The following is a 26,752-nucleotide window of genomic DNA, read 5'->3' on the forward strand; positions in this document are numbered from 1 at the left end:
TCATGTCGGAGCTGAAGATCGGCATCCGCGAGAGTGGGCCGGAAGATTTGGCGGCGATCGAGGCGCTCTACCCGCTGGTCTTTCCGGAGGAGGACTTGCTTCCGTTGGTCCGGACGTTGATCCGGGAGCCGGCCGGCGTTCTCTCGCTGGTTGCGATGGATGGCGCTGTTCTAGCCGGACATGTCGCCTTCACGACCTGTGCGGTCGCCGGGTACCCGCAGCAGGTGGCTCTGCTGGGACCGCTCGCGGTCATTCCCGCGATGCAGCGACAGGGGATCGGCAGCGCGCTCGTGCAAGAGGGTCTGGAGCGGCTGCATCGGGCGAGGGTGGTGAGGGTCATGGTACTCGGCGATCCGACCTACTATACCCGCTTCGGCTTTGCCCCGGACACGGACATTGCGCCGCCCTACCCCTTGCCGGAAAGCTGGTGGAACGCTTGGCGATCACTCGGTCTCGGCGAAGCTTTGCCACCATGCTCGGGAGATCTGGTCGTTCCGCCGCCATGGCGTGTGGCAACTTACTGGGGCGCTTGACCCCGCGTTAGCAGGAGCGCCGCGAGGGCGGGCCCCATCTCCGCCGCCGAGCGGCAAAGCAGGGCGCCTTCCTCCGCGAGCTCCGCGCCGACATCGACCGGAAGGCTGGAATTCGAGGTTTCCGGGATCTGGTTCAGCCGCCCACCCATCAGCACGGGGATATCGAGCCCCTGTTCCGCGAGGGCGGCCTTCAGGCTGCGGTAGTAACCGAGCGCGACGCCGTTATAGGTACTGATGGCGATGGCATCCGGCCGGTTCTCCCCGGCGCGCGCGGCCAGTATCTCCGGGTCGGTCGAGACGCCGCCGTCGAGCGCGTCCAGGCCGAGCCTGCGAACCAGCTCCTCGACCACCATCTTGCCGTGCTCGTGCACGTCTCCCGCCGCGACCAGTACCTTGAGGCCGCTTCCCTTGAGCCGGTCGCGGACCTCTCCGGACATTTCCGAAAGCGCTTCCCCGGCGGTCCCGGCGATCTCCGAGACGATGGTCGCCGGAACCAGCGGCACGCGTCCGCCGAACGCCGCGGCATCCTCCGCGCCCGGACCGTAGGCGGCTTCCAGCTTCCGCGCGCCGATCCGGCGAAGTGCCAGCAGCATCTCGAAGACGTCCGATGTGTCGATCCCGGCTTCCGCCAGCCCCTTCATCACCCCGCGCTCGAAGCGGCGGGCGCCGTCGAGGAGCGTTGCCGCCATGGCGTCGGCCCCTTCACCCGCGATCAGTGGTTCCCAGTCGAGTGCGTGCTCTTTCAGGCGGCCGGCGTGGAGTTGGGCCTCGATCACCTCGTCGATCTCCGGGATGCGTTCGTTCTCGGTCACCGGCACCGGATTGATCGCATGCCCGGTCGGACGTGTCGCCTGGCCGAGCGCGTCGACCATCAGGTAGCTGGAGAGGCTCGCCGCGTTCTCCGCCGGTGTGCCGCGATAGCTCGTGGTGTTGCCGTAGACCATCGAGCCGGGAACCATTTCCGCCAGCGCCATGGCGCGCTGGAAGGCGAGGCGGGCGAGCGGGTCGGAGAAATGGTGGCCGTAGCAATGCGCGACCGGCACGCCGGCGAGGCGGCCGATCTCTTGCTCGATCAGCATCATGCCGAGACAGGATGCGAGATCGGTTAGATGCGCGCCGAACCCGTCGTCGATATTGGAATGGACCAGCACGGGCACCGGCTGCGCCGCGATCAGGCCGAGGGCGCGAACAGTCTCCCGTGTCGCCGCGATATCGTCGTCATGGCCCGGGATGCGGAAGGTGAAATACTGCCCGAGATTGCCGATCGCCGTGCTGCCTGCGGCGAGCGCCGCCTGCGTGTTTTCGACGGCGGCCGGGAAGCCGAGAACGAAATCGCCGAAATGGGCCGCGACCGGCGCGGCATTGGCGAGCGCGGCGAAATCCTCGACACTCTCGAGGATCATGCCGGTGCCGCGCGTCGCCTTTTCCCGGATGGCTTTCGGCAGGGCCATCGACCAGTCGAGACAGAGCCCGTAGCGGTCGATTGTGATCCCGCGTCTTTGGCAGGCCTCCCAGATTTCCCGATAGGCCCGGATACTCTTGCCCGGGTCCCGGTAACCGATCTGGGCATGCTGCATCACCGCGCCTTCGGCCATGCGCCGGAGCTTGTAGGCGTGCTCCGAGGCGGCGCCGGTTTCCTTCAGGAAGGCGGAAGGCCCGACGGTCCAGTGCCGCGCCAAGGTCGCGCCCTCGGCGAGCAGACCGGCGCCGTTCGGCAGGTCGGGTTCGGGGAAGATCGTTGCGCGGTCGGGAAGCATGGCTGCCGGGGGAAGAGAGGCGGGAGCGGTTATTATGCACCTCGTCTCCATCAACCCCAAACGTCGTCATTCCCGCGAAAGCGGGGACCCAGGGAGGGCGGGCGGCATTCTTAGATCATCTGGGTCCCGGCTCTCCGGCCGGGATGACGACGATAGGGTGCGATCAAAACAGCAGCGGCGCGTTGTCGGTCACTTCCTTCATCACGAAGAAGGTCCGGGTCTGCCGCACTCCGGGGAGCGCGATCAGTTTTTCTCCGTGCAGGGCGTTGAAGTCGGACATGTCGCGGACCCTGATCTTCAGGAAATAGTCGAAATCGCCGGCCACGAGGTGGCAGTCGAGTATGAAGGGCAGTTCGCTGACCGCCGTCTCGAAGGCGCCGAAACTTTCCGGGGTGGAGCGATCGAGAACCACACCGACCATCACCAGCGCCCCCCGCTCCACCTTTTCCGGCGCGATATGAGCGCGGACGGAGGTGATGTAACCCTCCTCGAACAGCCGCTGGGTACGGCGGTGGCAGGTCGCGGGACTGGTATTGCTGAGGGAGGCGAGCTCGGCATTGCTGAGCCGCCCGTTCCGTTGCAGGTGGCGCAGGATATTGCGGTCCGTACGATCAAGTTCATGCGACATGGAGGAAAATTTCATCATAAGGCGTGATGTTGAGAGAATTTTGATATCAGATCGCGTTGATGGGGTGTGAGGGGAAAATATTTCGAATATTACGGAAGCACCTGCCGCTTACCTCCTGCTAGCGTTCCCGCACTATTCCACGCGACGGAGCTTTCCCCCATGAATCTCGAGAAATTCGAACGTTATCCGCTCACTTTCGGCCCGACCCCGATCGAGCATCTGCCACGCATGACCGAGGCGCTCGGCGGCAAGGTGCAGATCTACGCCAAGCGGGACGATTGCAATTCCGGTCTCGCCATGGGCGGCAACAAGTTGCGGAAGCTCGAATATATCGTCCCGGACGCCATCGCCTCGAACGCGGACACGCTGGTTTCGATCGGTGGGGTGCAGTCCAATCATACCCGCATGGTCGCTGCCGTCGCCGCCAAGCTGGGCATGAAGTGCCGCCTGGTGCAGGAGGCCTGGGTGCCGCACGAGGATGCGGTCTATGACAGGGTCGGCAATATCCTGATGACCCGCCTGATGGGGGCCGACAGCCGGCTTGTCGACGAGGGTTTCGATATCGGCATCAGGCAGAGCTGGGAAGACGCGATGCAGGAGGTGCGGGACGCGGGCGGCAAGCCCTACGGCATCCCGGCCGGCGCCTCGGTGCACAAGTATGGCGGGCTCGGCTATGTTGGCTTTGCCGAGGAAGTGCGTGCCCAGGAAGCAGCGATGGGGATCAAGTTCGATTACATCGTGGTCTGCGTCGTCACCGGCTCGACCCAGGCCGGCATGATCGTCGGCTTCGCGGCTGACGACCGCGCGGACAAGGTGATCGGCATCGACGCATCCGCGACGCCGGAGCAGACCCGAGAACAGGTGCGCGAGATCGTCGACAATACGGCGGAGCTGGTCGAGCTCGGCCGCAAAGTCCGCGACGACGAGATCGTCATCCTCGAGGACTACGCCTACCCGGCCTACGGCGTGCCGAGCCAGGAGACCAACGAGGCGATCCGCTTTGCCGCCCGGACCGAGGCGATGATCACTGACCCGGTCTATGAGGGTAAATCCATGCAGGGGATGATGGACCTGGTCAAGAAGGGCTATTTCCCGGAAGGCTCGAAGGTGCTCTACGCCCATCTCGGCGGCGCCCCGGCGCTCAACGGCTACAGCTATACCTACCGCAACGGGTAGTCTGAACCTGGCTAGGCCGCCGTTTATGGCGGCCCGGAGACCGGCAGTCTTGCAGCCGGTCTCCGGGTCCTGGTCCAAGGACGATCGAGACGCCTTGATCTTTTAGAGGCGAAGCAGGCGTCGGGCTGTTACTGGCTTTCGTCGAGGATCGTGATCTCGACCGTGTCTCCTGCATTCACCTGCATCAGCGGATTTCCGAGCGGTCCCGAGAAATAGTCGGAATACTGGAAGCCGTAGACTTCGCTGTTGAAGGTTCCGTAGATGGCTGCGCCCCACGGATTGTAGTAGCTGTGGTGGGGCTGCAACCCGCCGAACAACTCCGTCGAGAGGCTGGACCACTCGCCGCTGGTCATCGTGCCGTAAGTCGCCGCGCCGGTTGGATTTTGCGGGGCGGCGGTCGGGCTTCCGACGAAACCTCCGGCGAAACCGACCAGAAAATCGCGCACGACAGTGGAGAAGACGTCGTTCGCACCGTTGCTTTCGACGGTGTCGACGATCTTCGGGGCGTGGATCGGCAGCATCTGCGAGAAAGCCGGGCAGGATTCGTTGTCCACCGTGTAGGACATTACCGCGGTATAGAAGGCCTGGTTCAGGTCCTCCGGTCGCACTTGGGTGGTGTAGCAATAGCTCGGGCCGGTGCTGCCGCCGCAGGCCGCTACTCCGGACATGTCCTCACGCAGCCGGACCCCCGTTATCGCGAAATCGCCCACCTTGTCCGCGCTGCCGAAGATCCAGAGCAGGGACAGGTATTTCCGCTCGCCGCCAAGGGAAATGTAGTAGGCGGTTGCGGAGTAGTCCTGGGTCTGGAACGCCTTGTCGTTGACCGTGCAGACGGAGTTTGCGTTGGTCACGCCCGGCCCGCTGTATGTGTTGTCGATCTTGATCGCGGAGAAATGACCGCCGGATTCGGGCAGTGTGAACCTGTTCGCCAGATAGGAGGCGAAGGACGGATATTCCTTGAGCAGCTTGCTGTCGGGGCTGCCTGCATTCGCGGGGCTGACGGCGCGTATGAAATTGCCGTTCGAATCCTTGTGAATAGCTGCGCCGGCCGGTTCGGTGAGGTTTCCGAGGGCCGTTTTCAGCGCGCTGATCTCGGCCGCGGTGGCGTTGCCGTATTGCGTGCCCCCGACCGTGAGGGCCAGCGGCACCGAGAACAGATTGATATAGGTGAGGTCGTAATCGCCGCCGACTTCGACGAATTGCCATCGCGTGTCGATGTTGCAATCGGTCGGACTGACCGGCGACGGCGCGACGGGATGACCCGAGGAGAGGTCGGCACAGTCCCCGCTGCTGTTACGGTACTGAAGCTTCTTGTCCGAGATGTAGAAGTCGCCGCCGATGGCCGTGCTGGAGACGGTGATCTCCGCATTCTGAATGTCGCTCAACGGAACCGATGTGTAGGCGGAGATCTGCTTCGTGGCCCCCTGGCTGTCGGTATAGCTCATTCCGGTCGAGGTGAAGGTGACGTAGGGAGACGGAATGAGGGTGGCGTTGTTGTTGGTGATTTTCAGCGTATAGGAAACCGCCGGCGTCGTGCTCGCGAGTTGGCGTCCGGCCCGCCCGGATCCGTCATTCGCCGGCTGCAAGAGGCGGGGGGAAGCCATGGCGAGCCGTTGCGTTTCCTCGGATGCGGCGTGCGGTGCCATTTGCGTGACTGCCGTGCGCTCAGGCATTCGTGGTTCGGCGAGTGCAATTTTTGGATGAAGTGAGGAAATGCCTAAGGCGGCGATCAGTAAGGCGGTGCGTGTCGGTACTTTTCTGTGCCATCTCATGATTGGTCCCCTTTCAAGGGAGTTATGAGAGATTGTCGATGCCTTTCGATTCAAAAGGCATTTTTTAGTATGAAATTCGAATCAACTTTTGAAGGAATAAATAGAGGAAAATTTCTGAAAATCAGAAAGAGGCACGGCCGCAGGAACTGGGAAAGCCCGCATCCGGGGCCGATCCGGAACGGCTGGTCGCTTGAGGCGATCCGTCAGGCCCGGCACGACGCGACATTTTCGGGGCGCCCTTGATCGGCTACATGCGGGAGCGGCGGCGGGGTATGCCGCCGCCGAGGATTCTTCAGTTTCCTTGAGGCAAGGGCGCGGGGGACACCGGTCGTCAGGATTCCGGATCGGAGCTGGGACGGCGCCGCCCGGTGCGGTCAGTTCCCGAACAGCTTCTTCAGTCCTTCGCCGACGGTACCGTCGAGTTTCTTGCCGGCATCCTCGAGCGCCTTCTTCGCGCCTTCGGCGTCGGCCGGCATGTTGCCCTGGGTCAGGGCGTCGAGGTTTTGTTTCAGGCCTTCCAGGGTCTTGCCGACACCGAGGTCTCCGGCCGTCTGGCTGGCCGCGGCGGTGAGCGCCGCCATGACTTTTTCGGCGATCTGCTCCGGCGTTGCGCCGCCGCTGTCCTTGCCGATATCGCGGAGCGTGATGTCCGGCAAGGTGCCTTCGATCTCCTGGTCGCCGAGCAGTCCGGTGGAGGCCGCCACGCGTACAATGCCGCCGCGGATCGTCAGCAGCTCGATGACGAGCTTCTGGCCCGCCGCCTCGCTCTCGCCCGGTTCGACCGTTCCGCCGGAACCGTCGCCAGCGCTCTTCTCCACGTTGCTCCGGATGGCGTCGATATTGTTGCCGCCGGGCGCCAGCTCATAGGTTACTTTCGGCCGGTCGACCGAGATTTCCCTGATCACGATCACCGGCTCGGTGACGCTCGCGGTGTCGATCGCGACGCTGATCCCGCCGAGCTCGACCGCGCTGTCGCTCTTGAAGCCGTCCGGATTGCCGACCTTGAGCCCGCTGATCGCGCCGCGCCCGTCGAACGGTTTGATCTCGACCCCGCTGACGCTCACCGGCACCCCGGCGACTTCCGTGCCCTGGCTCTCGATCACGCCCTTAACGATGCCGTCGAGGTTGGAGAGGGCGTAGAAGAAGAACCCGGCGACGGCCAGGACAAGGACGGCGAGACCGCCGCCGAGAATTACCATGAGACGCTTCATCGCTGTGCTCCATCCTTAAAAATAAATTCTAAAATCCAACCTTTTACATCGCCTTAACAAGTCTACCCTATGGTTGGCCGCTGACCCGTCACAATACACTGAATCAGTGCTGAAATGCCGAGAGAAATCCGTACCATAATCATGACCGACGCCGAACTCGCCAGTGCGGTCGATTCCTTCCGCCGCGTCCGCAAGGACCTGCTGCCGCCCGGCACCATTCACGGCATCGAGGCGCAGAAGGATGGCAATGTCCTGATCGCGATCGAGATGAAGTTCGGTCCGAACGTCCGTAATGACAGTTTCATCCTGGAGCATGAATTCGTGGTCGAGGCGCTGGCGCGGTTCTGCATCGAAACAAACATCGTCATCCCGCGCGGCGGGGCCAAGAAGGTGCTGAAGAGCGACAAGGAATGGATCCTTGAGATCCGCCTGAAAGCGAGCGAGATGGCGCAGCACGCGGCCTTTACGGATGCCGAACTGGCGGCCAGCGTGCAGACCGGTATCGCCGCGCACTAGGTGCGGCCGGCCTTGCCCCGTCACGTCAGCTTCATCCGATCCGCCCGGGTTCTGCCTTTCGTCTCTTGCCGCGCGGGTGACGGCGGCGCGACTTCGTCCTCCCAGCCGGGTCCTCCCAGCCGGCGCACCAACTCACAAAATGTTATAGTATTACATTTTCGACGCGGTAAGCTGCGCGCCGGGCCGGGACGAGGTTCCGCCATTCGGCAGACGAGGTGCGCATGTTCAGAGAGAGTGACGGGATCGGCGGTCACGCGGGTGAGTTCGGGGCAAAGGAGACGGCGCGATGACGGAGACCCCGATCCCGGTGACCCTGCTGACGGGGTTTCTCGGCAGCGGCAAATCCACCCTGCTGACCCGGATCCTGCGCGACCCGCGCTTCAGCGACACCGCCGTGGTCGTGAACGAGTTCGGCGAGGTCGGCCTCGACGGCTTTCTGGTCGAGCATTCCGTCGAGCAGACCGTGGAAATGACTTCGGGCTGCCTCTGCTGCACGATCCGGGGCGATGTCCGGGAAACCCTGATGAGCCTGCACCGGCGCCGGCAGGAGGGCCGGATCCCGGCCTTCGAGCGCCTGATCATCGAGACCACGGGGCTCGCCGACCCGGCGCCGGTGATTCACACCCTGATCAGCGAGCCGCGGCTGGCCCGGCGTTACATGCTCGGCGGCATCGTCACCACGGTCGACATCACGACGGCGGAGATGACGCTGGAGAACTTCGAGGAAGGCGTGAAACAGATCGCCGTCGCGGACCGGATCGTGCTGACCAAGACCGACATGGCGAAGGATCCGGCCTCCCGATCGGACCTCGCCGCGCTGCAGGACTGGATCGCGCGGCTCAATCCGGGCGCTCCGGTTCTCGACCGGCACGCGCCGGGTTTCGACCTCCGCCGGCTCTTCGACACCTCGCTCTACGACCCCCGGACCAAGAGCATGGACGTGCAGAAATGGCTGAACGAGGAGGCCTATGCCGCCGGGGAAGGGGCGCCGGGCGCTGCGCACGACCACGAACACCATCACCACGATCATGGGCATCACCACCATGGTCACGACCATCACCACGATCATGGGCATCACCACCATGGCCACGACCATCACCACGATCATGACCATCAGCACGACATCAACCGGCACGGCGCCGATATCGAGGCCTTCAGCCTCGTGCTCGACGAGCCGATCAGCAGTGCCGCCTTCACGCTCGGGCTCGATCTTCTGCTCTCCCGCAAGGGCGCGGATATCCTCCGGGTGAAAGGCATCCTCAATATCCGCGAGCGTCCGGGCACGCCGGTCGTCATCCACGGCGTCCAGCACATCTTCCACGACGCGGTCCAGCTCGACGCCTGGCCCGGCGACGACCGTCGCAGCCGGATCGTCTTCATCACCCGCGGCCTTTCGCGGGACACGGTCGCGACCTTCTTCGACGCGCTGCAGAGCCTGACCCCCGGGACGGACCGGGCGGAGGCGGGACAGGCGGAGGCCGGACAGGCGGAGGCGGGCCGGGCGGGAACGGAGTAGCGCCGCCGTTCCTGCGATTTTATGCGGGACAGGCCCGGCCCGTTTCTGCTGGAATGAGGATCCTTCCTTGCTCGGCCGGTCCCGTGACGCCCGGCCCGGCGCCTTCCAGAGACCGAGCGGCCCCATGACCAAGCATCTCTCCGACGACACCATCCAGGAATACCGGACCAAGGGCGCGACCGTGCTCCGCGGCGTCTTTTCCGACTGGATCGGCACCCTCGCCGACGGCATCGCCTACAACATGGAGCATCCGGCGCCGAACGTGCGGAACTACCAGTCCGAGGACGGCGGGCGTTTCTTCGTCGATTACTGCAACTGGGACCGGGTGAAGGAGTACAAGGACTTCATCTTCAACTCGGACGCCGCCGAGATCGGCGCCGAGCTGATGGGCAGCACATCGGTCCGGCTCTTCCACGAGCATGTGCTGGTGAAGACCCCGAAGACCGGCATCCCGACGCCCTGGCACCAGGACCTGCCCTATTACTGCCTCGACGCCACCCAGACCGTCAGCATCTGGATCCCGCTCGACGAGGTGCCGCGCGACCGCACGCTGGAATTCATCGCCGGCTCCCATCTCTGGGGCAAGCATTACCGCCCGCAGCGCTTCGACGGCACCGCGCTCAACGAGAATGACGGGCTGGAGGAGCTGCCGGATATCGACGGCCACCGCGAGGACTACGACATCGTCGCCTGGGAGCTCTCCCCCGGCGACGCGCTCGCCTTCGACTACCGCACCGTGCACGGCGCCCCGGCGAACCTCAGCGCGACGGCCCAGCGCCGCGCCTTCTCGCTCCGCCTCGTCGGCGAGGACGCGACCTTCGCCCGGCGCGAGGGCATCGTCACCTCGCCGCCCTTCCCGGAGGTGACCCTGAAGCACGGCGAACCGCTCAGCGGGCCGGAATTTCCGGTGTTGATTTAGGGGGGGCGGGCCTAGCTCTACCAAATTGTCGTCATCCCGGACCCCGATCCGGGACCGAGGGGATGGCGGTCTTCGTTCTATGGTCCTCTGGGTCCCGGCTCTCCGGCCAGGATGACGGATAAGGGGAGGCGTTTGTGCCTCTCCTTCATCGAGGGTAGGATAAAGTAAGATCATTTCCGGGAGGCACATCCCATGATCAAGAAAAGCATCACCGTCACGGAAGCGCAGGAGGCCTGGATCCAGTCCCAGCTCGCGACCGGCCAGTACGCCTCCGACAGCGAGGTGGTGCGCGAGGCGCTGCGCGAGAAACAGGCGCGGGCCGCCGAGATCGAGCGTATCCGCGCCGCCCTTATCGCCGGCGAGGAAAGCGGCGAGTCTCCGCGAGGCATGGCGGAGATCCGCGCCTCGGTGCAGGCCGACCTGAAACGGGATGGCCGGCTTTAGTCTCAGCCGCCGCGCCGACGAGGATGTCGCGCGGCTCTATCGCTACGGCATCGAGACATTCGGGCTCACCCAGGCGGATCGCTATTTCGATGGGCTTTGGGACCATTTCCGCCGGATCGCCGCAGCGCCCGAGCTGTATCAGGCGGTGGACCATGTCAGGCCCGGATACCGGCGCAGCGTCTATGGTGCGCACGCGATCTACTATCGGGTGGTGGAAGGCGGAGTCCGGGTTGAGCGTGTGCTCGGGCGCGAGGATCCGTCCGTACTGGTCTGAGGGGAGAGGGTGAGTGAAGTCGCAAGTCCCCTTATTCGTGACGGCTCCTTATGAATTGAGCCGGGGGTCCTCTTGGTCCCTCGACCGTGAACCCCGCCGGGTTTTTACCGAGTCATGCCTTCGGGCGATGAATTTTAGAAAATTTATACAACCATAAAGCGTTGACGTGCCTGTTTGAGCCGATCACCATGGAACTCCATACTGCAAACAGGAGACAAGAAAATGTCTGTGAATATTGATCTTCAAAGAAGCGGAAATAATCTGAATATCATGGTCGGTGCGAAATCCGAAACCGCACCGGCAATATTACTGTGGATTCTGGTAAAGCAGGACGACTCGGAACGTTTCTTCTATCCGCAGAATTTCTCTGTCGGAGGGGCCTATGTCTATCCGGGGCTCATGCAAAGCAAGCTGAATATCGGAATCGGCGACGGTAAGGTCGAAGTTATCGTATATGCCGTCAGCACGAACGATATCGTTTCGGCCTCGGCCTGAGAGGCACAAGAACTCAATCAAAAAATGAGGTGGACGCAGCGGGATCTTTGCTGCGTTCACTTCGATCCGTTTGGACGGTGTTACCTGCGTCGGGCTGCGCGTGCACCATCCCGGCAGGCCCGGTCTCGAAGACCGGGAGCACGGCACATAGGGTTCGCTCCCGATCGCTCCGGATCAAGCCCCGCGTTTTCTGATTTCCGCCCGCGTCGCGCTCAGCTCAGTGTCGCCAGCAGCCCCGCCATCAGCTTGCCGCGCTCGGCGAGGCTCTCGATCTCGATATGCTCGTTCAGCGTATGCAGGCCGGCGCCGCGCGGGCCGAGGCTATCGAGGGTCGGGATGCCCATCGCCCCGGTGAAATTGCCGTCCGAGCCGCCGCCCGCCATATGGGCCGTGATCTCGAAGCCCAGATCCGTAGCGAGGCTTTTCGCATGCTCGAACAAAGCCTTGTCGGCCGCGCTCGGCTCCCAGACCGGCCGCGTGACGCCGCGCGCGACATGGAAGCCGACATCACCGTCCGGATTGTTCAGCGCCAGCATCTTCTCGACGCCCGCATCCAGATCCGCCTGCCGTTTCGCCATGGAGAGCGCCTCGGCCGAGCAGCCGGAGGGCACGCAATTGACGTGACGCTGGTCGGACACCACGCAGCCGACCGAGAAGGTGCAGCTGTCGGTACTCATCTCCTCGATCTCGAGGATGCGCCGGGCCATTTCCCGGACCGCCGAGCGCCCGAGCCGCGGGTCGACGCCCGCATGGATCGGGGTGCCGATGGTCCGGAGGTTGAAGCGCGCGATGGCATAGCGGCCCCAGACCACGCCGCCGTCGGGGCGGGCCGGCTCGGGGACGAGGACGTATTTCTGGCCCCGCGCCGTCGCCTCGATCAGCTCCCGTGTCGCGGGCGTGCCGATCTCCTCGTCCGGCGTGAAGAGCACGGTGACGGGCAGCTTCGTTGCGATGCTCGCCGCGGCCAGTCGGCGGATCGCCTCGAGCGCGAGGTAGTTGCCGCCCTTCATGTCCTGGATGCCGGGCCCCCAGCATGTCCCGCCCTCGCGCCGGAAGGGGAGCTTCGCGAGCGTGCCGACGGGATGCACCGTGTCCATGTGCCCCGCGATCAGGATGCCCGGCTCGCCCGCTTTTCCATGCGGGAAGGTCGCGCGCACCGAGCCGCCGAGGCCCATGCGCCCCGGAATCCGCTCGATCGCCGCGCCCATCGCCGCGAGGTCGTAGCTTGCAAGGTCGATCATCCGGTCGACCGCGGCGGCATCATGGGTCGGGCTCTCGCATTCGATCCACGGGCGGAGACCGGCGCACATGGCGTCGGAATCGAAGGGCAGGGCGTTGAAGTCCATGGGGGCTCCGTGGGTTGGGAAAGGAGGGATGGGGTATTGACGTGCAGGTTACAGAGGCGCGAGACACACTTCGGAGAGGTCTCGGGACCAATTGATATCGTAATCCTGAAAAGTCACCGTTCGCAGGTGTTCTTTACAGATGCGTACGCCCGGGACTCGATTTTGACCGCGAAATCGACTCCGAAATACAGGATTCCCACGAGAAACAGCGGGAGGAGGGTGAGCCCCATTGAGCGGCTCCAGCTCGTTCCGCCGATGAAATACAGGGGGAGTAGCAAGACCGCAGTAACGACGGCCCATAGCGGCGCTACCGCAAATGCGTAGATGCTGACGACCTCGCTCAGGAAGAGGAAATGCTGCCCGACAGGGATCCAGCAGGTGGTCATCGGATCGATCAGCGCGCGCACCGTGGAGGACCATTGCAGAAGGATCAGCGAAATGGGGATGCCGATCCCGATTATGATCGCGGCGACCGTGAGCACGCGGCGCGCGATGATCCGTCCACGAGTCGAACCAGCCAATCTCTGCTCCCTTGTGCGTCCGGATGGCTTCAGAATGTGGATTGTTAAGCGGGCACAGTCCTTATGTCTCGATTCTGATGTGGATTCTCGGATCGTGCAGCACGCATGGGAGCTGAGATCAGTCGTGTTTCCCTTTAATCGCAATGATGCGGGGTGCTTTCTCAGTCAATCAAGTCTCATGTCCCCGAGATAGCAATCAAGTCTCATGTCCCCGAGATAGCCATGTCCCCGCGATAGCCGCCGTCATCCCGGACGTGATCCGGGATCCACTGCCGCCGCCGCTGTCTTGCTGAAATCTTCATCGGAAATATTCGGTCAGAGCACGGCCGGGATAAGTCCGGCCTCGCCGTTTCTCGGAGAGTGCGCTTCCAAAATCTCGTGTCTAGACTGCAGACACATGATCCATGGGGATTGGGGCATCTATGGCCATTACGAAATACGCGAAGGCGCAGTTGGTGAGCGGTGAAAACATCATGGCGGCGGCGAGAATTCACTGGATTGTTTTCTTGAGGCCGTTGCCGTTCCTCGCCTTCGGGAGTCTGTTTGTCTTGGCCTCGATCGGCATCAAAGCTGCTCCTGATCCCGACAAGGTAGACCCCGGCGCCATACTCGGCTTCGCGGGTGGTGCCATGATCCTGGTCGCCCTGTTCGTCGGCATATCCTCCTTCATTGCCTGGGCCTGTACGGAACTTGTTTTGACCAACCGCCGCGTGATCGCGAAATTCGGATTCATTCGGCGCAAGGCAGTCGAGATGGATATGCGGCGGGTCGAGGGCATCAATCTCGACCAAAGCATCCTCGGGCGTATCCTCGACTATGGATCCATCGAGGTTCGCGGGACCGGAGGCGGCATCTCGCCGATCCCGGGCATTGCATCGCCGGGAAGGTTCAAGAAAGTCCTGGATCAAAGAGTTTCCGAGGTCGTCGACGGGGCGGTAATGTCCACGAGCGACTGAGGAGAGGAAAAAAGGAGGGCACGTTACCCAATTTTAGGATCGCAACTCGTCTCCCTGGGGCGGATTAGGAATTAAGTCGTGTGTCCTCTTAATTCAAGAGAAAGAAGAGAGCGGGATACTCAGGTCGCGGACCGCAATCCGCCCTCCCGGACGTGATCCGGGATCCATATCACCACTGTCACCGCTCTATGAAAAGTCGGATCCCGGTGCTTCGGCGGGGATGACGGTCGAGGAGGGGAATGAGGAGATCGAGCTATGCGCGTCCCAATTTAGTCAGGACCATGTGGGTACGGAGTTAACAGGCGAATTGAGTCGCGTGTCCCCGCCTTACCCGGATTAGGTCGTGTTTCCCTTTGTTTTTGTCCTCCTGATTCCGCGCCGCTCCGGCCACGGCGGTCTTAAGATTTTTTGCTTTCGAACTTGGCAAAGTCGAAAGCGGTCACGCCGCCCGCAGCGGTCATATGGTGTGTGCCGCTCAAGCCCGGGAGATACTTGGGCTCAATGCGGCAGATTACCGTTTCTTCGAATTCATCTTCGTTGAGCACGTCTATGCGTGCGACTCCCATGCTTTCGCCATAGGTATCGAAACCCTGCACCTGAAAAACGCGATAAAGGGTATCGTCCTGCATGATGAGACCGCCATTTCGAGCGCGACGGCTATCGAAAATAACGGGGTTTTGGGAGTGTGGGATCCACGATTCACTCTCGGGCGAGTCGGCATGGAAAATGTGCAACTCGGAATCATGGTCGCCTATTTCCGCGCTGTCGATGTTGGTAAGCATCCACCATTTGCCATTATTCTCAAACAGCAGAGTATCGGCAGCGCTTACGCCTGACATTAGTGTCTTGTGGAACTGCCACCCGGTGGGAAAATCGGTCGCGCGGTAAAGCCGGATTTCGTTTTTCTCGTGGGTTTCAGGGCACATCAACAGATCCAAGCCGTAACTGAAAATATACGGGTACGAGAGGTGGAAATCCTCTTCCAAGGCAACTCCCAATGAAGAGTGTGCCTTCGGTTCCAATTGGTAGGCGGAAATTACCCCCTTGCCTTTTCGGAAGTCAAAATCCTCGACAAAACAGAAATGCCTTCCACCCCGTTCGACGACAAATGGGTCAGCGAGGAAATGCCCGGCAGGATTATCGATAACGGTGGCCTTTCGCATCACGGTAGCATTCCAGCTTCCCGAAAACTGAAAGGCTACGCTCCATCTCTGGGAGTATCCGCGAGCTTTTCTCAGAGCTTTCGCGGCTATGTGCCCGAGAGTTTTGAATGTATACTGGAAAGAACTGAGGGTATCGGGCGTCTTGTAAAGTGGGTAACAAAACGGAGTTTTCTCCTCCGAGCCCGAAAGGCGTCCGCTTTTTGCAGTTTTCTCGAGTATGTTATTTAAGAATATGTTCGATTTTTTAAAAATTCGCGCCTTATTCAGTGTGTATGTCTGTGCAGTATTTATATTTCCTCTAAAGATCACGTCTCCCCCGTCGAGCTCGTCAGACAATTTCTGAATGACGAAACCTGTTGAAGGACTTCTTTGGAGTACCTCCCAGAAACCAGGTGGCGTCCCGCGAAATGTTCTATTGTCTCCGTGATGAAATGACAGAATGCCGAATGGACAAATATCAAGTATCGTACCAGAAAGTATTCCACTTCCGCCACGAACCAAAACGTCCGGTTCGCAGATTTTGATTTTTTCAATGTCGTCATCGTTGTACCGATACGTCAGCCCGTTCGGCGAAATGTCGGGAGAAACATAGATTTTTTCGATATCAAACGCTGAGATCGGAATTTTAGCCTGAGAGTCTGAAATAATAGAATAAATTCTATTATTCCGAAGTATTCCGGACGCCGTTTTGAGTGCGTGGAATTCGATCAACTCGATCAATTTAAATATCGATTTTTCGATCGTGACTTTTAATCCTCGCTTTGAAAATGTGGACATCAATCGATTAAGGGGGGATTGTTTTTCTGATCGAAAGGATTTTTGAATTATCAAGAGATTGATGGAATATAATTCAGATAGCGTGCTTCTCTTTATTAGATCGGATATCATCCATTCCTGATCTATGTCGTCTATAATCAGGCCAACGCGAAGCTTTTTCATTGTCTCCTCAAGTTTATATCAAGTGTGGGGCGCCGCATTGTCGCGTTATGCTTTACGTTGCTTGCTTGCGGTGACTGTGTAACCCAATGTAATGCGGGGGCGTCCACTGCCGAACATCCAATCAAGGAAATAACCGAGATTGTTCAATATAGGAAACAGGATGCGTCCAGCAGGGTTGAGGCGGAAGAAGTGAAAAATCACGCAGAAAAACCCGCCGTTCGATACGATTTTGAGATCGGCAAAATCCTTGAAAACGATCCTGAGGCCGGCTTCCGTGAACCGGAAAAAGTCCTTTTCATCGTGAATTTCAAAGACAAACGGAACGGTGAATAAGATTCTCCCTCCTGGCTTGAGGACGCGGTGCACTTCTTTCACCAGCAATTCCGGATGCGGCGTGTGTTCAAGTGTCTCTATGCACACGGCGTTCGAGAACACGCCATCTGCGAAGGTCATAGCCTCGGCATCGCAAATCACATCTGGCTCGGCACCGGCATCTCTATTCAGGGTGGTGCTGTTCCTGAAATAACGCCAACGCTTGCCGCTGCCGACCTCAAGAACGGATCCCTCCGGAGCGAACGATTTGACCGCTTGCTCGATGAAATGACGCCTTAGATATTTCGTTTTGACCAAGAGTAACCTGACGGCCGGAGCGGCTCATGATGTTTTGTGAGCGAGAGAGTGATTTGCTCAAGGATCATTTGAACATTCGACGGTGACGGTCAACCTCCGCGTGGATTCGATCTCGATGCTGTCGGTCAGGGCGCAGAAAATCGTCCGGCAACTTAAGAGGCAAAGAGTTAGGGGATGAGAATTAGAGGAATGGACGATCAAAACGGAGAGTCGCAACCCGTCATCCCGGACCTGATCCGGGATCCATACTTCAGCAGCCTTAGCCTATGAAAAGCCGTATCCCGGCTCTCCGGCCGGTATGACGACCGTGTGGGGGAGGGCCGCCGGGCGCAGCACTACCCCCGCCGCCGTCTCCGCCGTCCGCCGCCTTCTCCGTCCCCGCCCGTAAGGCTCCGCGGCTCTGGCAGCTTCACCGCCGCGCGCAGCCTTGCATACGGATCCGTCTTGTGCGGCAGCGCCATGGCGCCGACGAAATGTTCCTGGAAGCGCGGCTCGACGGCGGTTTCCACCTTCTCGATGGTGCGCACCACCCATTCGATCTCGCGCCGGGCCTGGCCGTTCAGCAGCGCGATGCGGGCGCCGGTGCCGGCGGCGTTGCCGACCGAGGTGACGTTGGCGAGATCGCAGTCCGGGATCATGCCGAGGACCATGGCGTATTTCGGGTCGATATGGCTGCCGAAGGCGCCGGCGAGGACCACGCGGTCGACCGCGTCGACGCCGCGGCGGTCCATCAGCAGGCGGGCGCCGGCATAGAGCGCGGCCTTGGCGAGCTGGATCGAGCGCACGTCGGTCTGGGTCACCGAGACGGTCTCGGAGAGCCGGTAGGAGAAGGTGCGGCCGTCGGCGAAGATGCGGTCGGACTTCTCTGCGAGGCTGCGGTCGATCACGCCGTCGGTGGTGATCATGCCGGCGAGGAACATCTCGCCGATCGCCTCGATGATGCCGGAGCCGCAGATCCCGCTGATGCCGCCGATCTCCTCGGCAGACTCCTCGAAGCCCTCCTCGTCGGACCAGCGGTCGGAACCGATGATCTGGAAACTGGGCTCCAGGGTGGCGGGATCGATCCGCACGCGCTCGATGGCGCCGGGGGCGGCGCGCTGGCCGCTGGAGATCTGCGCCCCCTCGAAGGCCGGGCCCGTCGGGCTGGAGCAGGCCAGCAGATGGTCGCGGTTGCCGAGCACGATCTCGGCATTGGTGCCGACATCGACGATCAGGGTGATCTCGTCGTTCTTGTAGGGCGTCTCGGAGAGCACCACGGCGGCGGTGTCGGCGCCGACATGGCCGGCGATGCAGGGCAGGGCATAGACCCGCGCGCCCGGATGGAGATAGAGGTCGAGCTCGGCCGCGGTCAGCTCGACGGCGGTGTCGACGGTCAGCGCAAAGGGCGCGCCGCCGAGCTCCGTCGGATCGATGCCGAGCATCAGGTGATGCATCACCGGGTTGCCGACGAAGACCAGGTCGACGATCTCGTCCGAGCCGGCGCCGATCTCGGCCGCGGTCTGGGTCGCGAGGTAATTCACCGCCTCGCGCACCACGCGGGTCATCTCCTCCTCGCCGCCGGGATTCATCATCACGTAGGAGACCCGGCTCATCAGGTCCTCGCCGAAGCGGATCTGCGGGTTCATCGTCCCGGCGGAGGAGAGCACCTTGCCGGTCGCGAGGTCGCAGAGATGGCCGGACATGGTGGTCGAGCCGATATCCACGGCAAGGCCGTAGATCCGCTCGCGGAAGCCGGGCCAGACGCCGACCACCCTATTGCCCTCGCGGAGTGCGACGGTGACTTTCCACGCGCCCTCGCGCAGCGCCTTCTGCAGCGTGGTGAGGACGGCGTAGTCGCAGGAGATGTCGTCGGCGATGCCCCAGTTCGGCCATTGCTCGCGCAGGCACTCGCAGAGCCGGCGGAAATCGCTCGACTGGTCGTGCAGGTCCGGCTCGCGGACCTCGACATAATGCAGGTGGGTGACCGGGCGGATTTCGATGTCCCGGACCTCGGCGCGCTTGCGCACCACCTGGCGGTGCACCTGGCTTTCCGGCGGGATGTCGATGACGCAATGGGCCAGCACCTGGGCGTTGCAGCCGAGCCGGCGGCCGGGCTTCAGCCCGCGCTTGTCGGCATAGCGCAGCTCGGATTTGGTCGCCGGGCTGATCGCCTCGGCGCGCGAGGTGATCTGGAACTTGGCGAACTCGCCCTCGGAGAGCTGGATCTGGCAGCGCCCGCACATCGAGCGGCCGCCACAGACGGAATCGAGATCGACCCCGAGCGCGCGGGCCGCGTCCAGCACGGTGGTGCCAGGCGGCACGAAGCCGCGCCGCCCCGAGGGCGTGAAGACGACATAGACGTCTTCGGGAACGTCTGTGGAAGTGTCGCTGGCGGAACCGGCTTCTGACATGGACGCTCTTTTGTCTATCAGGCCCGGCGGCGCCGCCGCTCGCGGCCGCCGCGCGCGCCGACAACCTCGCCCTCAGCCGGCGCTTCGCGGAAGCGGGAAATCCAGCGGCGGCATTCCGGGTCGCGGCCCATCATCACGTCCGCACCCATCACCGCGCCCATCTCCTCGGCGTGCAGCGGGTTCATGATCGCGGAGGTCATGCCGGCATGGATCGCCATGGAGAGGAAGGCGGCGTTCATGCCGTGCCGGTTCGGCAGGCCGAAGGAGATGTTGGAGGCGCCGCAGGTGGTGTTCACCTTGAGCTCGTTGCGCAGCCGTCCGATCAGGTCGAAGGCGGAACGTCCGGCGAGGTTGATCGCGCCGACCGGCATGACCAGCGGGTCGACCACGATATCCTCGCGCGGGATGCCGTAATCGGCGGCGCGCTCGACGATCTTCTTGGCGACCTCGTAGCGGACGTTCGGGTCTTCCGAGATCCCGGTCTCGTCGTTGGAGATCGCGACCACGGCGGCGCCGTATTTCTTCACCAGCGGCAGCACGACCTCGAGCCGCTCCTCCTCGCCGGTCACCGAGTTCACCAGCGCCTTGCCCTGGTAGACCGCGAGCCCGGCCTCGAGCGCCTCGACGATGGAGCTGTCGATGGAGAGCGGCACGTCGGTCAGCGACTGCACCAGCTTGATGGACTCGGCGAGGATCGCCGGCTCGTCGGCCAGCGGGATGCCCGCATTGACGTCCAGCATGGTGGCGCCGGCCTCGACCTGGGCGATCGCGTCCGCCTCGACGCGGCTATAGTCGCCCGCCGCCATCTCGGCCGCGAGCAGCTTGCGGCCGGTCGGGTTGATGCGCTCGCCGATGACGCAGAAGGGGCGCTCGAAACCGATGACGATTTCCTTGGTCGCCGAGCTGATGACGGTGTCGGTCATTCCGCTTTGTCTCCCTTGAAGAGCCCGAGCAGATCGCTCAGGAGGCCGCGGCTGCGGCCAAAGGGGCGGTTTCGAACCCGCCCTTGCTGTTGAGCGCGAACTCGTCGGCGCGCACCTGGTCGATCCAGGCCACGGTCTTGGCGAGGCCGCCGAAGGGGTAGAAATGGAGGTGCCTGATCAGGCAGTCCGGATCGGCCTCTATGCCGTCCGCGAGCCCGACCAGCAGCCGGTCCGGCGCCTGCACGGTGAGCAGCCGCGCGATGTTCCGCGTCTGCCGCGTCAGCACCCGCATGGAGGGGCCGATGCCGGAGACCTGGGCGAATTTCAGCAGGGTCTTCAGGGTCGCGAGGCCCGGCACGCCGATATGGATCGGCAGCGCGTTGCCCGCCTCGCGGATCGCCTTTTCCCATTTCAGGATGGCGCCCGCGTCGAAGCAGAACTGGGTCTCGATATAGCATTCGATGCCGGTTTCCCGGGCCCAGTCGTTTTTGGCTTTGAGCGCGGCGGCGAGGCCGCTCTCGGAGATGTCGGGCGAGCCTTCCGGATGGCCGGCGACGCCGACCTTGACGATGCCGGCGGCTTCGAGGCGGCCGCTCTTCAGCACGTCCATGGTCTCGGCAAAGGCGCCGGCCGGCCTGTCGACGCCGCCGCCGATCACCAGCACTTCCGTGACCGCGGCCTCGGAGACCAGACCGTCGAGATAGCGCGCGAGCTCGTCCTCGCCCTCAAGGCTGCGGGCGGCGATATGCGGCACCGGCTCCATGCCCTCGGCGCGCAGCCGTTTCGCGACGGCGATGGTGTCGGCGAGGTCGGTTCCGGGAAGCTGGGTGACGTTGACGGTCGTGCCCGCGGGAAGCAGCGCGCCGAAATGCTCGACCTTCGCGGCCGATCCGGGCGTGGTCTCGACAGAGAAACCCTGCATCAGGGCCTGGATATCCGGCATGCCAGCGGCCATCGCGCTCTCCCCAAATCCGCTCCGCGCCGTCTCGCGCGGTTCTCCGGATGTAAGGCGAGACGCGGCATTCCGATGGCTGGCGCGCGTCACAACTTCTCCCAATTGCGACACCTGTCACGAATCCGCCATCCCCGCAGCGTTCCCGTGACGTTTCCGCGCCGTCGCCGTACGTGGCTCACGGCCGCATTGCCAGCGGCGTCCAGTATGGGGATCATCCATGGCGAGGCTTCACCGAAATGTCGGACATCCAGTCGATGAGTGTCTTTCCGGTCAAACTGTTGGTACGGGCGAAGATGGACAGCGGCCTGCCGCTCGGCATCGCCGCGCTGCTGGGGCTGCTCGCCGCCAATTCGCCCTTCGCCGACAGCTACCGGGCCTTCCTCACCCTGCCGGTCGTGATCACGGTCGGCTCGGCGGAGATCGGCCACGACCTCCGCTTCTGGATCAATGACGGGCTGATGACCGTCTTCTTCTTCCTGATCGGCCTGGAGGTGAAGCGCGCCTATGCCCACGGCACGCTCGCCCACAGGGAGCAGGCGGCGCTGCCGGTGCTGGCGGCGCTCGGCGGGGTGATCGTGCCAGCGGCGATCTTCCTCGCCGTCAATACCGCGGCGCTCAACGGCGAGGCGCCGCTGGTGCTCCGCGGCTGGGCGGTGCCGACCGCGACCGACATCGCCTTCGCGCTCGCCATTCTCGGCCTGTTCCGCAGCCGGACCGCCTCGGCGCTGAAGCTTTTCCTGATGACGCTCGCCATCGCCGACGACCTGATCGCCGTGCTGATCGTCGCCTTCTTCTATACCGGCACCATGGAACTCGGGCCGTTCGCCGCGATCCTGGTGGGGATCGGTGTCCTCGGACTGCTCCACCGGTTCCGGATCTCGGCCGCCGTTCCGTACATCCTGACCGGCGCGGTGCTCTGGGGCGCGCTGCTGGCGGCGGGCGTGCATCCGACCGTCGCCGGCGTCATGACCGCGCTCGCCATTCCCTCCGATCCGCACAGGCACCGGCGCCGGGCGCTGCTGACGCGGATGTACGAGGCGGTGCACGACAATGTCACCTTCTTCGTGCTGCCGCTCTTCGCCTTCGCCAATGCGGGACTGCCGCTCGCCGCCTTCGCCGACGGCGCGCTCTGGAACAGTGTCTCTCTCGGGGTCTTTCTGGGGCTCGTGATTGGCAAGCCGCTCGGCGTCTTCTCCGCCGCTCTGCTGGCTCTGAGGAGCGGCCTCGCGGTGCTGCCGGAGCATGTGACGCGGCATCAGCTTTTCGCCTGCTCCCTGCTCGCCGGGATCGGTTTCACCATGAGCCTCTTCATCGGCGGCTTGGCCTTCGGAACCGGGCCGCTCGAGACCGCCTCGCGCGGTGCCGTCTTCGCCGGCTCGCTGGTCTCCGCGCTGCTGGGTTATCTCATGCTGAGGCGGGTCCTGCCGAAGCCCGTTATCGTCGGCAGGCAGACCCCTTCCGCGGAGTAGGCGGGTAAATTTACCGGACTCAGTCCTGGGCCAGGAACTGACCCTCGCCACGCGCGACCGCGATGCGCTGATCGAGGGCTGGCAGCGAGGCGGCGAAGCGCTTCATGTCCGCGCCCTTCAGCTTCTCGCCGGCCGGAAGCTTCACGCTCATCGGGTTGCGCTGTTTGCCGTTCTCGTGGACTTCGTAATGCAGATGCGGGCCGGTGGAGCGGCCGGTCGTGCCGATATAGCCGATCGTCTCGCCCTGCTTCACCCGGTCGCCGCGCTTCAGGCCGCGCTTGTAGCCGGACATGTGGGCATAGGCCGTCTTGTAGGTGCTGTTATGGCGGATGCGGATATATTTGCCGTAGGCGCCGTTGCGGCCGATGAAATCGATCACGCCGTCGCCGGCCGCCATGATCGGCGTGCCGGTCGGCGCCGCGAAATCGACCCCGCGATGCATCTTTGTATAGCCGAGGATCGGGTGCTTGCGCTTGCCGTAGCCGGAGGAGAGCCGGGCGCCGTTGACCGGCGTGCGCATCAGCGTCTTGCGCACCGATTGGCCCTTCTCGTTGAAATAGTCGGTGACACCGCTCTTGGGCGTATATTGATAATAGGCGAGATGCTTGCCGGAGAGCGTCATCGCGGCATAGCTGATTTCGCCGACCCGCACGACCGTTCCCTCCTCCGTCGCATGCTCGTCATAGAGCACCTCGAAGCGGTCGCCGGTCTGGATGTCGCGCTGGAAGTCGACGTCGAAGCTGAAGATCCGGATCATGTCGTGCAGGACGGAAGCTGGAATGCCGGCCTCGACCGCGGCCTCGTAGAGGCTGGTGCGGATCGTGCCCGCGCCGAACCCGTCGGCCCGCTTCAGGGCCTTTTCCTTCACCTCGGCCTGATAGGCGCCTTCGTCGGTGAAGCGGACCTGGATGCTGCGCGCCGGATCTGCCTTGAAGGAGAGCGAGACGAGGCTCGGAGCGGCTTCCTTCTTTTCGCCGTTCTTCAGCGAAAGCTCGAACAGCTGGCCGATCTGCATGCGGCGCGGGTCGTAGACTTCGGTCAGGGCGGAGATCGCCGCATGGGCCTCGCGCCGGTTGATATCGTTGCGGGTCAGCAGCTTCATCAGCGTGTCGCCGCGTTCGACAGTCACCGCGCGCGTCTGTACGGCCGCCGGAGCGTCGTCCGGAGCGGCAATGGCAAAGGCATTGGCCTCGCCGATCAGCGCCGGGACCGCATTGGAGGCATCGGCCGTGGTCGGGTCGAAATCCGGCCCGCCGAGCGTGCCGAGAAGCGCCGACCCGCCGATGCCGGCGAGGAGGACTGAGCCGAGAACGCCGGCGAGAAGTGCCGAACGTGAGCGAACCCGGTGATTCATGAAAGCGACCCCAAAATACGCGACTTTTGCCGGGATTCTGTTGTGAAACGATTGCGAAGTCAAGGTTAAGCGTAATTGAATCAGCGGCGTGGCGGTGCAAACTTAAAGCGTAAAATTAAATTGCAGGTAGAGTTTCGGCTGCTCCGTTTCCCGCGCCAAATGATGTGCGCGAGGTCGTTCTTTATTCTTGTAAGGCAGGAAATTGCAAGACGACGCAGAGGCCGCCGAGCTCGCCCGCCCGCTCGGCGCTCAGTCCGATCGCGAGATGACGGGATATCTCGGAAACGATCGACAGCCCGAGACCGGCGCCGTCGCGTCCGGTCCGGCCGAGCCGGTCGAACTTGCCGGCGGCCTCCGCGAAGCGTGCGGGATCGAGCCCGCTGCCATTGTCCGAGACCGTCAAACGGGTTTCGGGACCGGCCGAAATCTCGACCGCGACCCGCCCGGGCGTGCCGCAATATTTGATCGCGTTCTCCACCAGATTGCGCAGGACGATGGCAAGCAGGTCGGGATCGGTCCGAACTGGAACGGCAGACGGGGCTTCCAGCACGACCTCGACGTTCCGGGCATCCGCTTGCGGCACCGCGGCGGCGATGACCTCTTCGGCAGCCCGTCGCAGATCCGCATCCTTGAGCCTGTCGGGATGTCCGTCGAGCGATTGCGACCGGCTGAGGTCGAGCAGTTGGGTGATCGTATGTCCAGACCGTTCGGCAGCCATCAAGATAAAGCCGAGTCTGTCGGCGGCCTGGGCGGGAAGGTCCTTGGTCTCGATCGCCTCGATCTGCGCACGTATGGCGGCAATCGGCGTGCGCAGTTCATGGGCCGCGTTGGCGACAAAATCCCTTTCGCGCTCGATCGCGATGCGGAGGCGGTTCATGAACCCGTTTATGGCACCGGCGACCGGTTTCAGTTCTTGCGGGGCGTTCTCCTCGTCGAGAGGGGAGAGATTGTCTCCGCTGCGCTGCCGGACTTCCGTTGCGAACTGGTCGAGGGGGCGCAGACCGTTCCGCACGCTGCATATGACGGCGATTGCGACGATCGCCGTGGTGAAAAAGAAGACGAGCACCGAGGTTCCGGCGACCTGAAGCGTGGAGCTCACGGGTTCCTGCGCATCCACGCCGATAGTGACGCGGGTGCCGCTTGTGGCATCGGTGAAGCTCTGCAGGTCCCAGAGCGTTCCCTCGACCTTGAACATCCCGCGCTCCGGAATGCTCTGCACCTCTTCGGCGGAAATCGGGATCGAGCTGTAGAGCGCACGGCCGGCACGGGTTATGACGACGATGTAGTCATCCGTCTCGCCGAGAGCTGCGAGCACCTCCGGTGTGGGAGAGGTGAAGGATATGTCTTTCTGTGTCGATGCGAAGGAAAGCATCAGTTCGCCCGAATGACCGAGGCGCGCTTCGAATGCCTCGCGATATTCCAGATAGCCGGCGGTGACCGCGGCCACGAAGCTCACGAACCATGCCGCTCCGAGCGAGACGACAAGGCGCCGTTTCAGGCGGGTGCGGATCGATATCATCGGCTCAGTCCCTTGGCACCATGTAGCCGACGCCGCGGATCGTCTTGACGAAATCGGCACCGAGCTTGCGGCGGATCTGCGAGACATAGACTTCGAGCGTGTTGCTTTCCGCATCCCCGTCCCAGCCATAGAGATGGGCCTCGAGCGAGCGCCGGGTCACGACGCGGCCCTGGTTTTCCACCAGAGTACGCAGCAGCGTGAAGACTTTCGGCGTGAAGCGGATCTGGCCGCCCGCCGTGTCGGCACTGAAGGCCGCCGGATCGAAGGTGATATGGCGCCAGGCGAGGCGGGTGCTTTCGCCGCGGCGCCGGCGCCGGGAGAGGGCGCGGCAGCGGGCGGTCAGCTCGGCCATGGCGAAGGGTTTCACCAGATAGTCGTCGGCGCCTGCATCCAGTCCCTCGACCCTGGCGTCCAGCTCGTAGCGCGCGGTGAGCAGCAACACGGGAATGTCCTCGCCGGCTTCTCTGAGGCTGCGCAGGACGGCAAGACCGTCCCGCCCCGGCAGGCCGATATCCAGCACGACGAGATCGAACGCCGCGAGATCCTTGTCATCCGGCATGTCGAGTCCGTTCTCGATCCAGTCGATGGTGATGCCGTCGCGGCCGAGCCGGCTGCGCACGGCATCGCCGATGATCTCGTCGTCTTCCACCAGCAGGATCCGCATCCGTCGCTCCGATCTGCGCGCCCGGTTCGGGCCGGCGCGCACGATAGCAAGACAAAGCTGAACTGAACCTGAATTTCGCACCTGCACAAGTTCAGGCGGATTTCAGCTTCTTCGCCGAAAGAGACGGCGGCCGTGAACGGCACGGCGTTGATTTCGCGAAGGATCGATTATGAGAAATGCGCGTTTGATGGGGCTGTCGCTGGCGCTCATGTTTTTGCAGTGCATGACGGGCGGCGCTGCGGCTGCCGGTGAAGAGCGGGGCGGGCAGCCGCCGGAATGGCAATTCGAGCTCGGCGCCGGAGCGTTCTTTCAACCGGACTACGAAGGCTCCGACGACTACGAGGTCAGTCCGGTTCCGTTTGTCGAGATCGCCTGGCGCGACCGGGTGCGGCTGACGACCAGAGGCGGGCCGGGTCTCTATATTGACGCGGTCCGTTACGGGGATCTGACGCTTACCGGCGGCCTCGCCTATGAGGGCGGCCGGGACGAGGACGACAACGACGCGCTGAAAGGGCTCGGGGATCTGGAGGTCGGCGCGGTCGCGAAACTCGACCTCGGATACGAGTTTGGCCCGATCGATCTCGGCCTCGGGCTCTCGCGGGATCTCGGCGGCGACCGGGAGGGGACCAGTCTACGCCTTGAAGCGGAATACGGCCGGGCCTTTCTCGACGGTCGGCTCATG

General features: G+C 63.0%; 25 protein-coding genes (1 of these 25 running past the window's edge). 11 read left to right on the top strand and 14 right to left on the bottom strand.

Going from position 1 to position 26,752, the window contains the following annotated elements:
- Positions 1 to 2: 2 nt before the first annotated feature.
- On the top strand, positions 3 to 533 hold the full coding sequence (locus tag NUH88_RS15440) for a GNAT family N-acetyltransferase (protein ID WP_257767296.1): 531 nt from the start codon (positions 3 to 5) through the stop codon (positions 531 to 533).
- On the opposite strand, the gene NUH88_RS15445 is transcribed toward NUH88_RS15440, so the two are convergent.
- Together NUH88_RS15445 and NUH88_RS15450 are read right to left on the bottom strand one after the other, a co-directional pair.
- Positions 518 to 2,290, bottom strand: a complete 1,773-nt coding sequence (locus NUH88_RS15445) for a cobalamin-dependent protein (RefSeq protein ID WP_257767297.1) — start codon at positions 2,288 to 2,290, stop codon at positions 518 to 520. The genes NUH88_RS15440 and NUH88_RS15445 overlap by 16 nt on opposite strands.
- A gap of 163 nt (positions 2,291 to 2,453) precedes the next feature.
- Positions 2,454 to 2,918 (bottom strand): Lrp/AsnC family transcriptional regulator, encoded by a 465-nt coding sequence (locus NUH88_RS15450; RefSeq protein ID WP_444329679.1) that lies wholly within the window; start codon positions 2,916 to 2,918, stop codon positions 2,454 to 2,456.
- Between the two features lie 159 nt (positions 2,919 to 3,077).
- Between NUH88_RS15450 and NUH88_RS15455 the strand changes: the two genes are divergently transcribed.
- Complete coding sequence (locus NUH88_RS15455) at positions 3,078 to 4,094, top strand: 1-aminocyclopropane-1-carboxylate deaminase (RefSeq protein WP_257767298.1); 1,017 nt, start codon at positions 3,078 to 3,080, stop codon at positions 4,092 to 4,094.
- Between the two features lie 128 nt (positions 4,095 to 4,222).
- On the opposite strand, the gene NUH88_RS15460 is transcribed toward NUH88_RS15455, so the two are convergent.
- Both NUH88_RS15460 and NUH88_RS15465 read right to left on the bottom strand, forming a co-directional pair.
- Positions 4,223 to 5,740 (bottom strand): beta-1,3-glucanase family protein, encoded by a 1,518-nt coding sequence (locus NUH88_RS15460; protein ID WP_257767299.1) that lies wholly within the window; start codon positions 5,738 to 5,740, stop codon positions 4,223 to 4,225.
- 500 nt (positions 5,741 to 6,240) lie between these two features.
- Positions 6,241 to 7,077, bottom strand: a complete 837-nt coding sequence (locus tag NUH88_RS15465) for an AsmA family protein (protein WP_257767300.1) — start codon at positions 7,075 to 7,077, stop codon at positions 6,241 to 6,243.
- A 141-nt stretch (positions 7,078 to 7,218) separates the two neighbouring features.
- Here NUH88_RS15465 and NUH88_RS15470 point away from each other — a divergent pair, with 141 nt between their 5' ends.
- The 6 genes from NUH88_RS15470 to NUH88_RS15495 all read left to right on the top strand — a co-directional run bounded on the left by NUH88_RS15470 (position 7,219) and on the right by NUH88_RS15495 (position 11,241).
- Entirely contained in the window at positions 7,219 to 7,593 is a 375-nt protein-coding gene (locus tag NUH88_RS15470; RefSeq protein ID WP_257767301.1) for a hypothetical protein, read from the top strand.
- Between the two features lie 286 nt (positions 7,594 to 7,879).
- Entirely contained in the window at positions 7,880 to 9,109 is a 1,230-nt protein-coding gene (locus NUH88_RS15475) for a CobW family GTP-binding protein (protein ID WP_257767302.1), read from the top strand.
- Positions 9,110 to 9,233: 124 nt separating this feature from the next.
- Positions 9,234 to 10,028, top strand: a complete 795-nt coding sequence (locus NUH88_RS15480; protein WP_257767303.1) for a phytanoyl-CoA dioxygenase family protein — start codon at positions 9,234 to 9,236, stop codon at positions 10,026 to 10,028.
- Positions 10,029 to 10,220: 192 nt separating this feature from the next.
- Positions 10,221 to 10,472: a type II toxin-antitoxin system ParD family antitoxin gene (locus NUH88_RS15485; RefSeq protein ID WP_257767304.1), complete on the top strand. Its 252-nt coding sequence runs from the start codon at positions 10,221 to 10,223 to the stop codon at positions 10,470 to 10,472.
- A complete protein-coding gene (locus NUH88_RS15490; protein WP_257767305.1) occupies positions 10,459 to 10,746 on the top strand; it encodes a type II toxin-antitoxin system RelE/ParE family toxin in 288 nt (95 codons plus the stop codon). Before NUH88_RS15485 ends, NUH88_RS15490 begins: the two co-directional genes overlap by 14 nt.
- Before the next feature lie 222 nt (positions 10,747 to 10,968).
- Positions 10,969 to 11,241, top strand: coding sequence for a hypothetical protein (locus NUH88_RS15495; protein ID WP_257767306.1), 273 nt, complete (start codon positions 10,969 to 10,971; stop codon positions 11,239 to 11,241).
- Between the two features lie 212 nt (positions 11,242 to 11,453).
- Here the strand turns inward: NUH88_RS15495 and NUH88_RS15500 are convergent, their stop codons facing one another.
- Positions 11,454 to 12,587, bottom strand: a complete 1,134-nt coding sequence (locus tag NUH88_RS15500) for a M20/M25/M40 family metallo-hydrolase (protein ID WP_257767307.1) — start codon at positions 12,585 to 12,587, stop codon at positions 11,454 to 11,456.
- Positions 12,588 to 12,700: 113 nt separating this feature from the next.
- Positions 12,701 to 13,108 (bottom strand): hypothetical protein, encoded by a 408-nt coding sequence (locus tag NUH88_RS15505; RefSeq protein WP_257767308.1) that lies wholly within the window; start codon positions 13,106 to 13,108, stop codon positions 12,701 to 12,703.
- Between the two features lie 422 nt (positions 13,109 to 13,530).
- Between NUH88_RS15505 and NUH88_RS15510 the strand changes: the two genes are divergently transcribed.
- Entirely contained in the window at positions 13,531 to 14,064 is a 534-nt protein-coding gene (locus NUH88_RS15510; RefSeq protein WP_257767309.1) for a PH domain-containing protein, read from the top strand.
- Positions 14,065 to 14,462: 398 nt separating this feature from the next.
- On the opposite strand, the gene NUH88_RS15515 is transcribed toward NUH88_RS15510, so the two are convergent.
- The 5 genes from NUH88_RS15515 to NUH88_RS15535 all read right to left on the bottom strand — a co-directional run bounded on the left by NUH88_RS15515 (position 14,463) and on the right by NUH88_RS15535 (position 21,064).
- The gene (locus tag NUH88_RS15515) at positions 14,463 to 16,166 is read right to left on the bottom strand and encodes a glucosamine inositolphosphorylceramide transferase family protein (protein ID WP_257767310.1); all 1,704 of its coding nucleotides are present in this window, start codon (positions 16,164 to 16,166) and stop codon (positions 14,463 to 14,465) included.
- Between the two features lie 45 nt (positions 16,167 to 16,211).
- Positions 16,212 to 16,796, bottom strand: a complete 585-nt coding sequence (locus NUH88_RS15520) for a class I SAM-dependent methyltransferase (protein WP_257767311.1) — start codon at positions 16,794 to 16,796, stop codon at positions 16,212 to 16,214.
- Between the two features lie 335 nt (positions 16,797 to 17,131).
- Complete coding sequence (locus NUH88_RS15525) at positions 17,132 to 19,186, bottom strand: ASKHA domain-containing protein (RefSeq protein ID WP_257767312.1); 2,055 nt, start codon at positions 19,184 to 19,186, stop codon at positions 17,132 to 17,134.
- 17 nt (positions 19,187 to 19,203) lie between these two features.
- Positions 19,204 to 20,109, bottom strand: coding sequence for a methyltetrahydrofolate cobalamin methyltransferase (locus NUH88_RS15530; RefSeq protein ID WP_257767313.1), 906 nt, complete (start codon positions 20,107 to 20,109; stop codon positions 19,204 to 19,206).
- A 37-nt stretch (positions 20,110 to 20,146) separates the two neighbouring features.
- Positions 20,147 to 21,064, bottom strand: a complete 918-nt coding sequence (locus NUH88_RS15535) for a methylenetetrahydrofolate reductase (protein ID WP_257767314.1) — start codon at positions 21,062 to 21,064, stop codon at positions 20,147 to 20,149.
- Positions 21,065 to 21,318: 254 nt separating this feature from the next.
- Here NUH88_RS15535 and nhaA point away from each other — a divergent pair, with 254 nt between their 5' ends.
- Positions 21,319 to 22,533 carry a Na+/H+ antiporter NhaA gene (gene nhaA, locus NUH88_RS15540; RefSeq protein ID WP_257767315.1) on the top strand — a complete coding sequence of 405 codons (1,215 nt, stop codon included), beginning with the start codon at positions 21,319 to 21,321 and terminating at the stop codon, positions 22,531 to 22,533.
- Positions 22,534 to 22,552: 19 nt separating this feature from the next.
- Here nhaA and NUH88_RS15545 read toward each other — a convergent pair whose 3' ends face one another.
- The 3 genes from NUH88_RS15545 to NUH88_RS15555 form a co-directional block, all read right to left on the bottom strand.
- Positions 22,553 to 23,887: a M23 family metallopeptidase gene (locus NUH88_RS15545; RefSeq protein ID WP_257767316.1), complete on the bottom strand. Its 1,335-nt coding sequence runs from the start codon at positions 23,885 to 23,887 to the stop codon at positions 22,553 to 22,555.
- Between the two features lie 181 nt (positions 23,888 to 24,068).
- A complete protein-coding gene (locus tag NUH88_RS15550; protein WP_257767317.1) occupies positions 24,069 to 25,406 on the bottom strand; it encodes an ATP-binding protein in 1,338 nt (445 codons plus the stop codon).
- 4 nt (positions 25,407 to 25,410) lie between these two features.
- The gene (locus tag NUH88_RS15555; RefSeq protein WP_257767318.1) at positions 25,411 to 26,070 is read right to left on the bottom strand and encodes a response regulator; all 660 of its coding nucleotides are present in this window, start codon (positions 26,068 to 26,070) and stop codon (positions 25,411 to 25,413) included.
- Between the two features lie 169 nt (positions 26,071 to 26,239).
- Here NUH88_RS15555 and NUH88_RS15560 point away from each other — a divergent pair, with 169 nt between their 5' ends.
- A protein-coding gene (locus tag NUH88_RS15560; RefSeq protein WP_257767319.1) for a MipA/OmpV family protein crosses the window boundary here: on the top strand, positions 26,240 to 26,752 show its 5' portion. Its footprint extends 300 nt past the window's final position; 513 of the gene's 813 nt are visible here — the first part of the coding sequence; its start codon is at positions 26,240 to 26,242; its stop codon lies beyond the right edge, outside the window.

The sequence above is a fragment of the Nisaea acidiphila genome, assembly GCF_024662015.1.
Taxonomy (GTDB): Bacteria; Pseudomonadota; Alphaproteobacteria; order Thalassobaculales; family Thalassobaculaceae; genus Nisaea; species Nisaea acidiphila.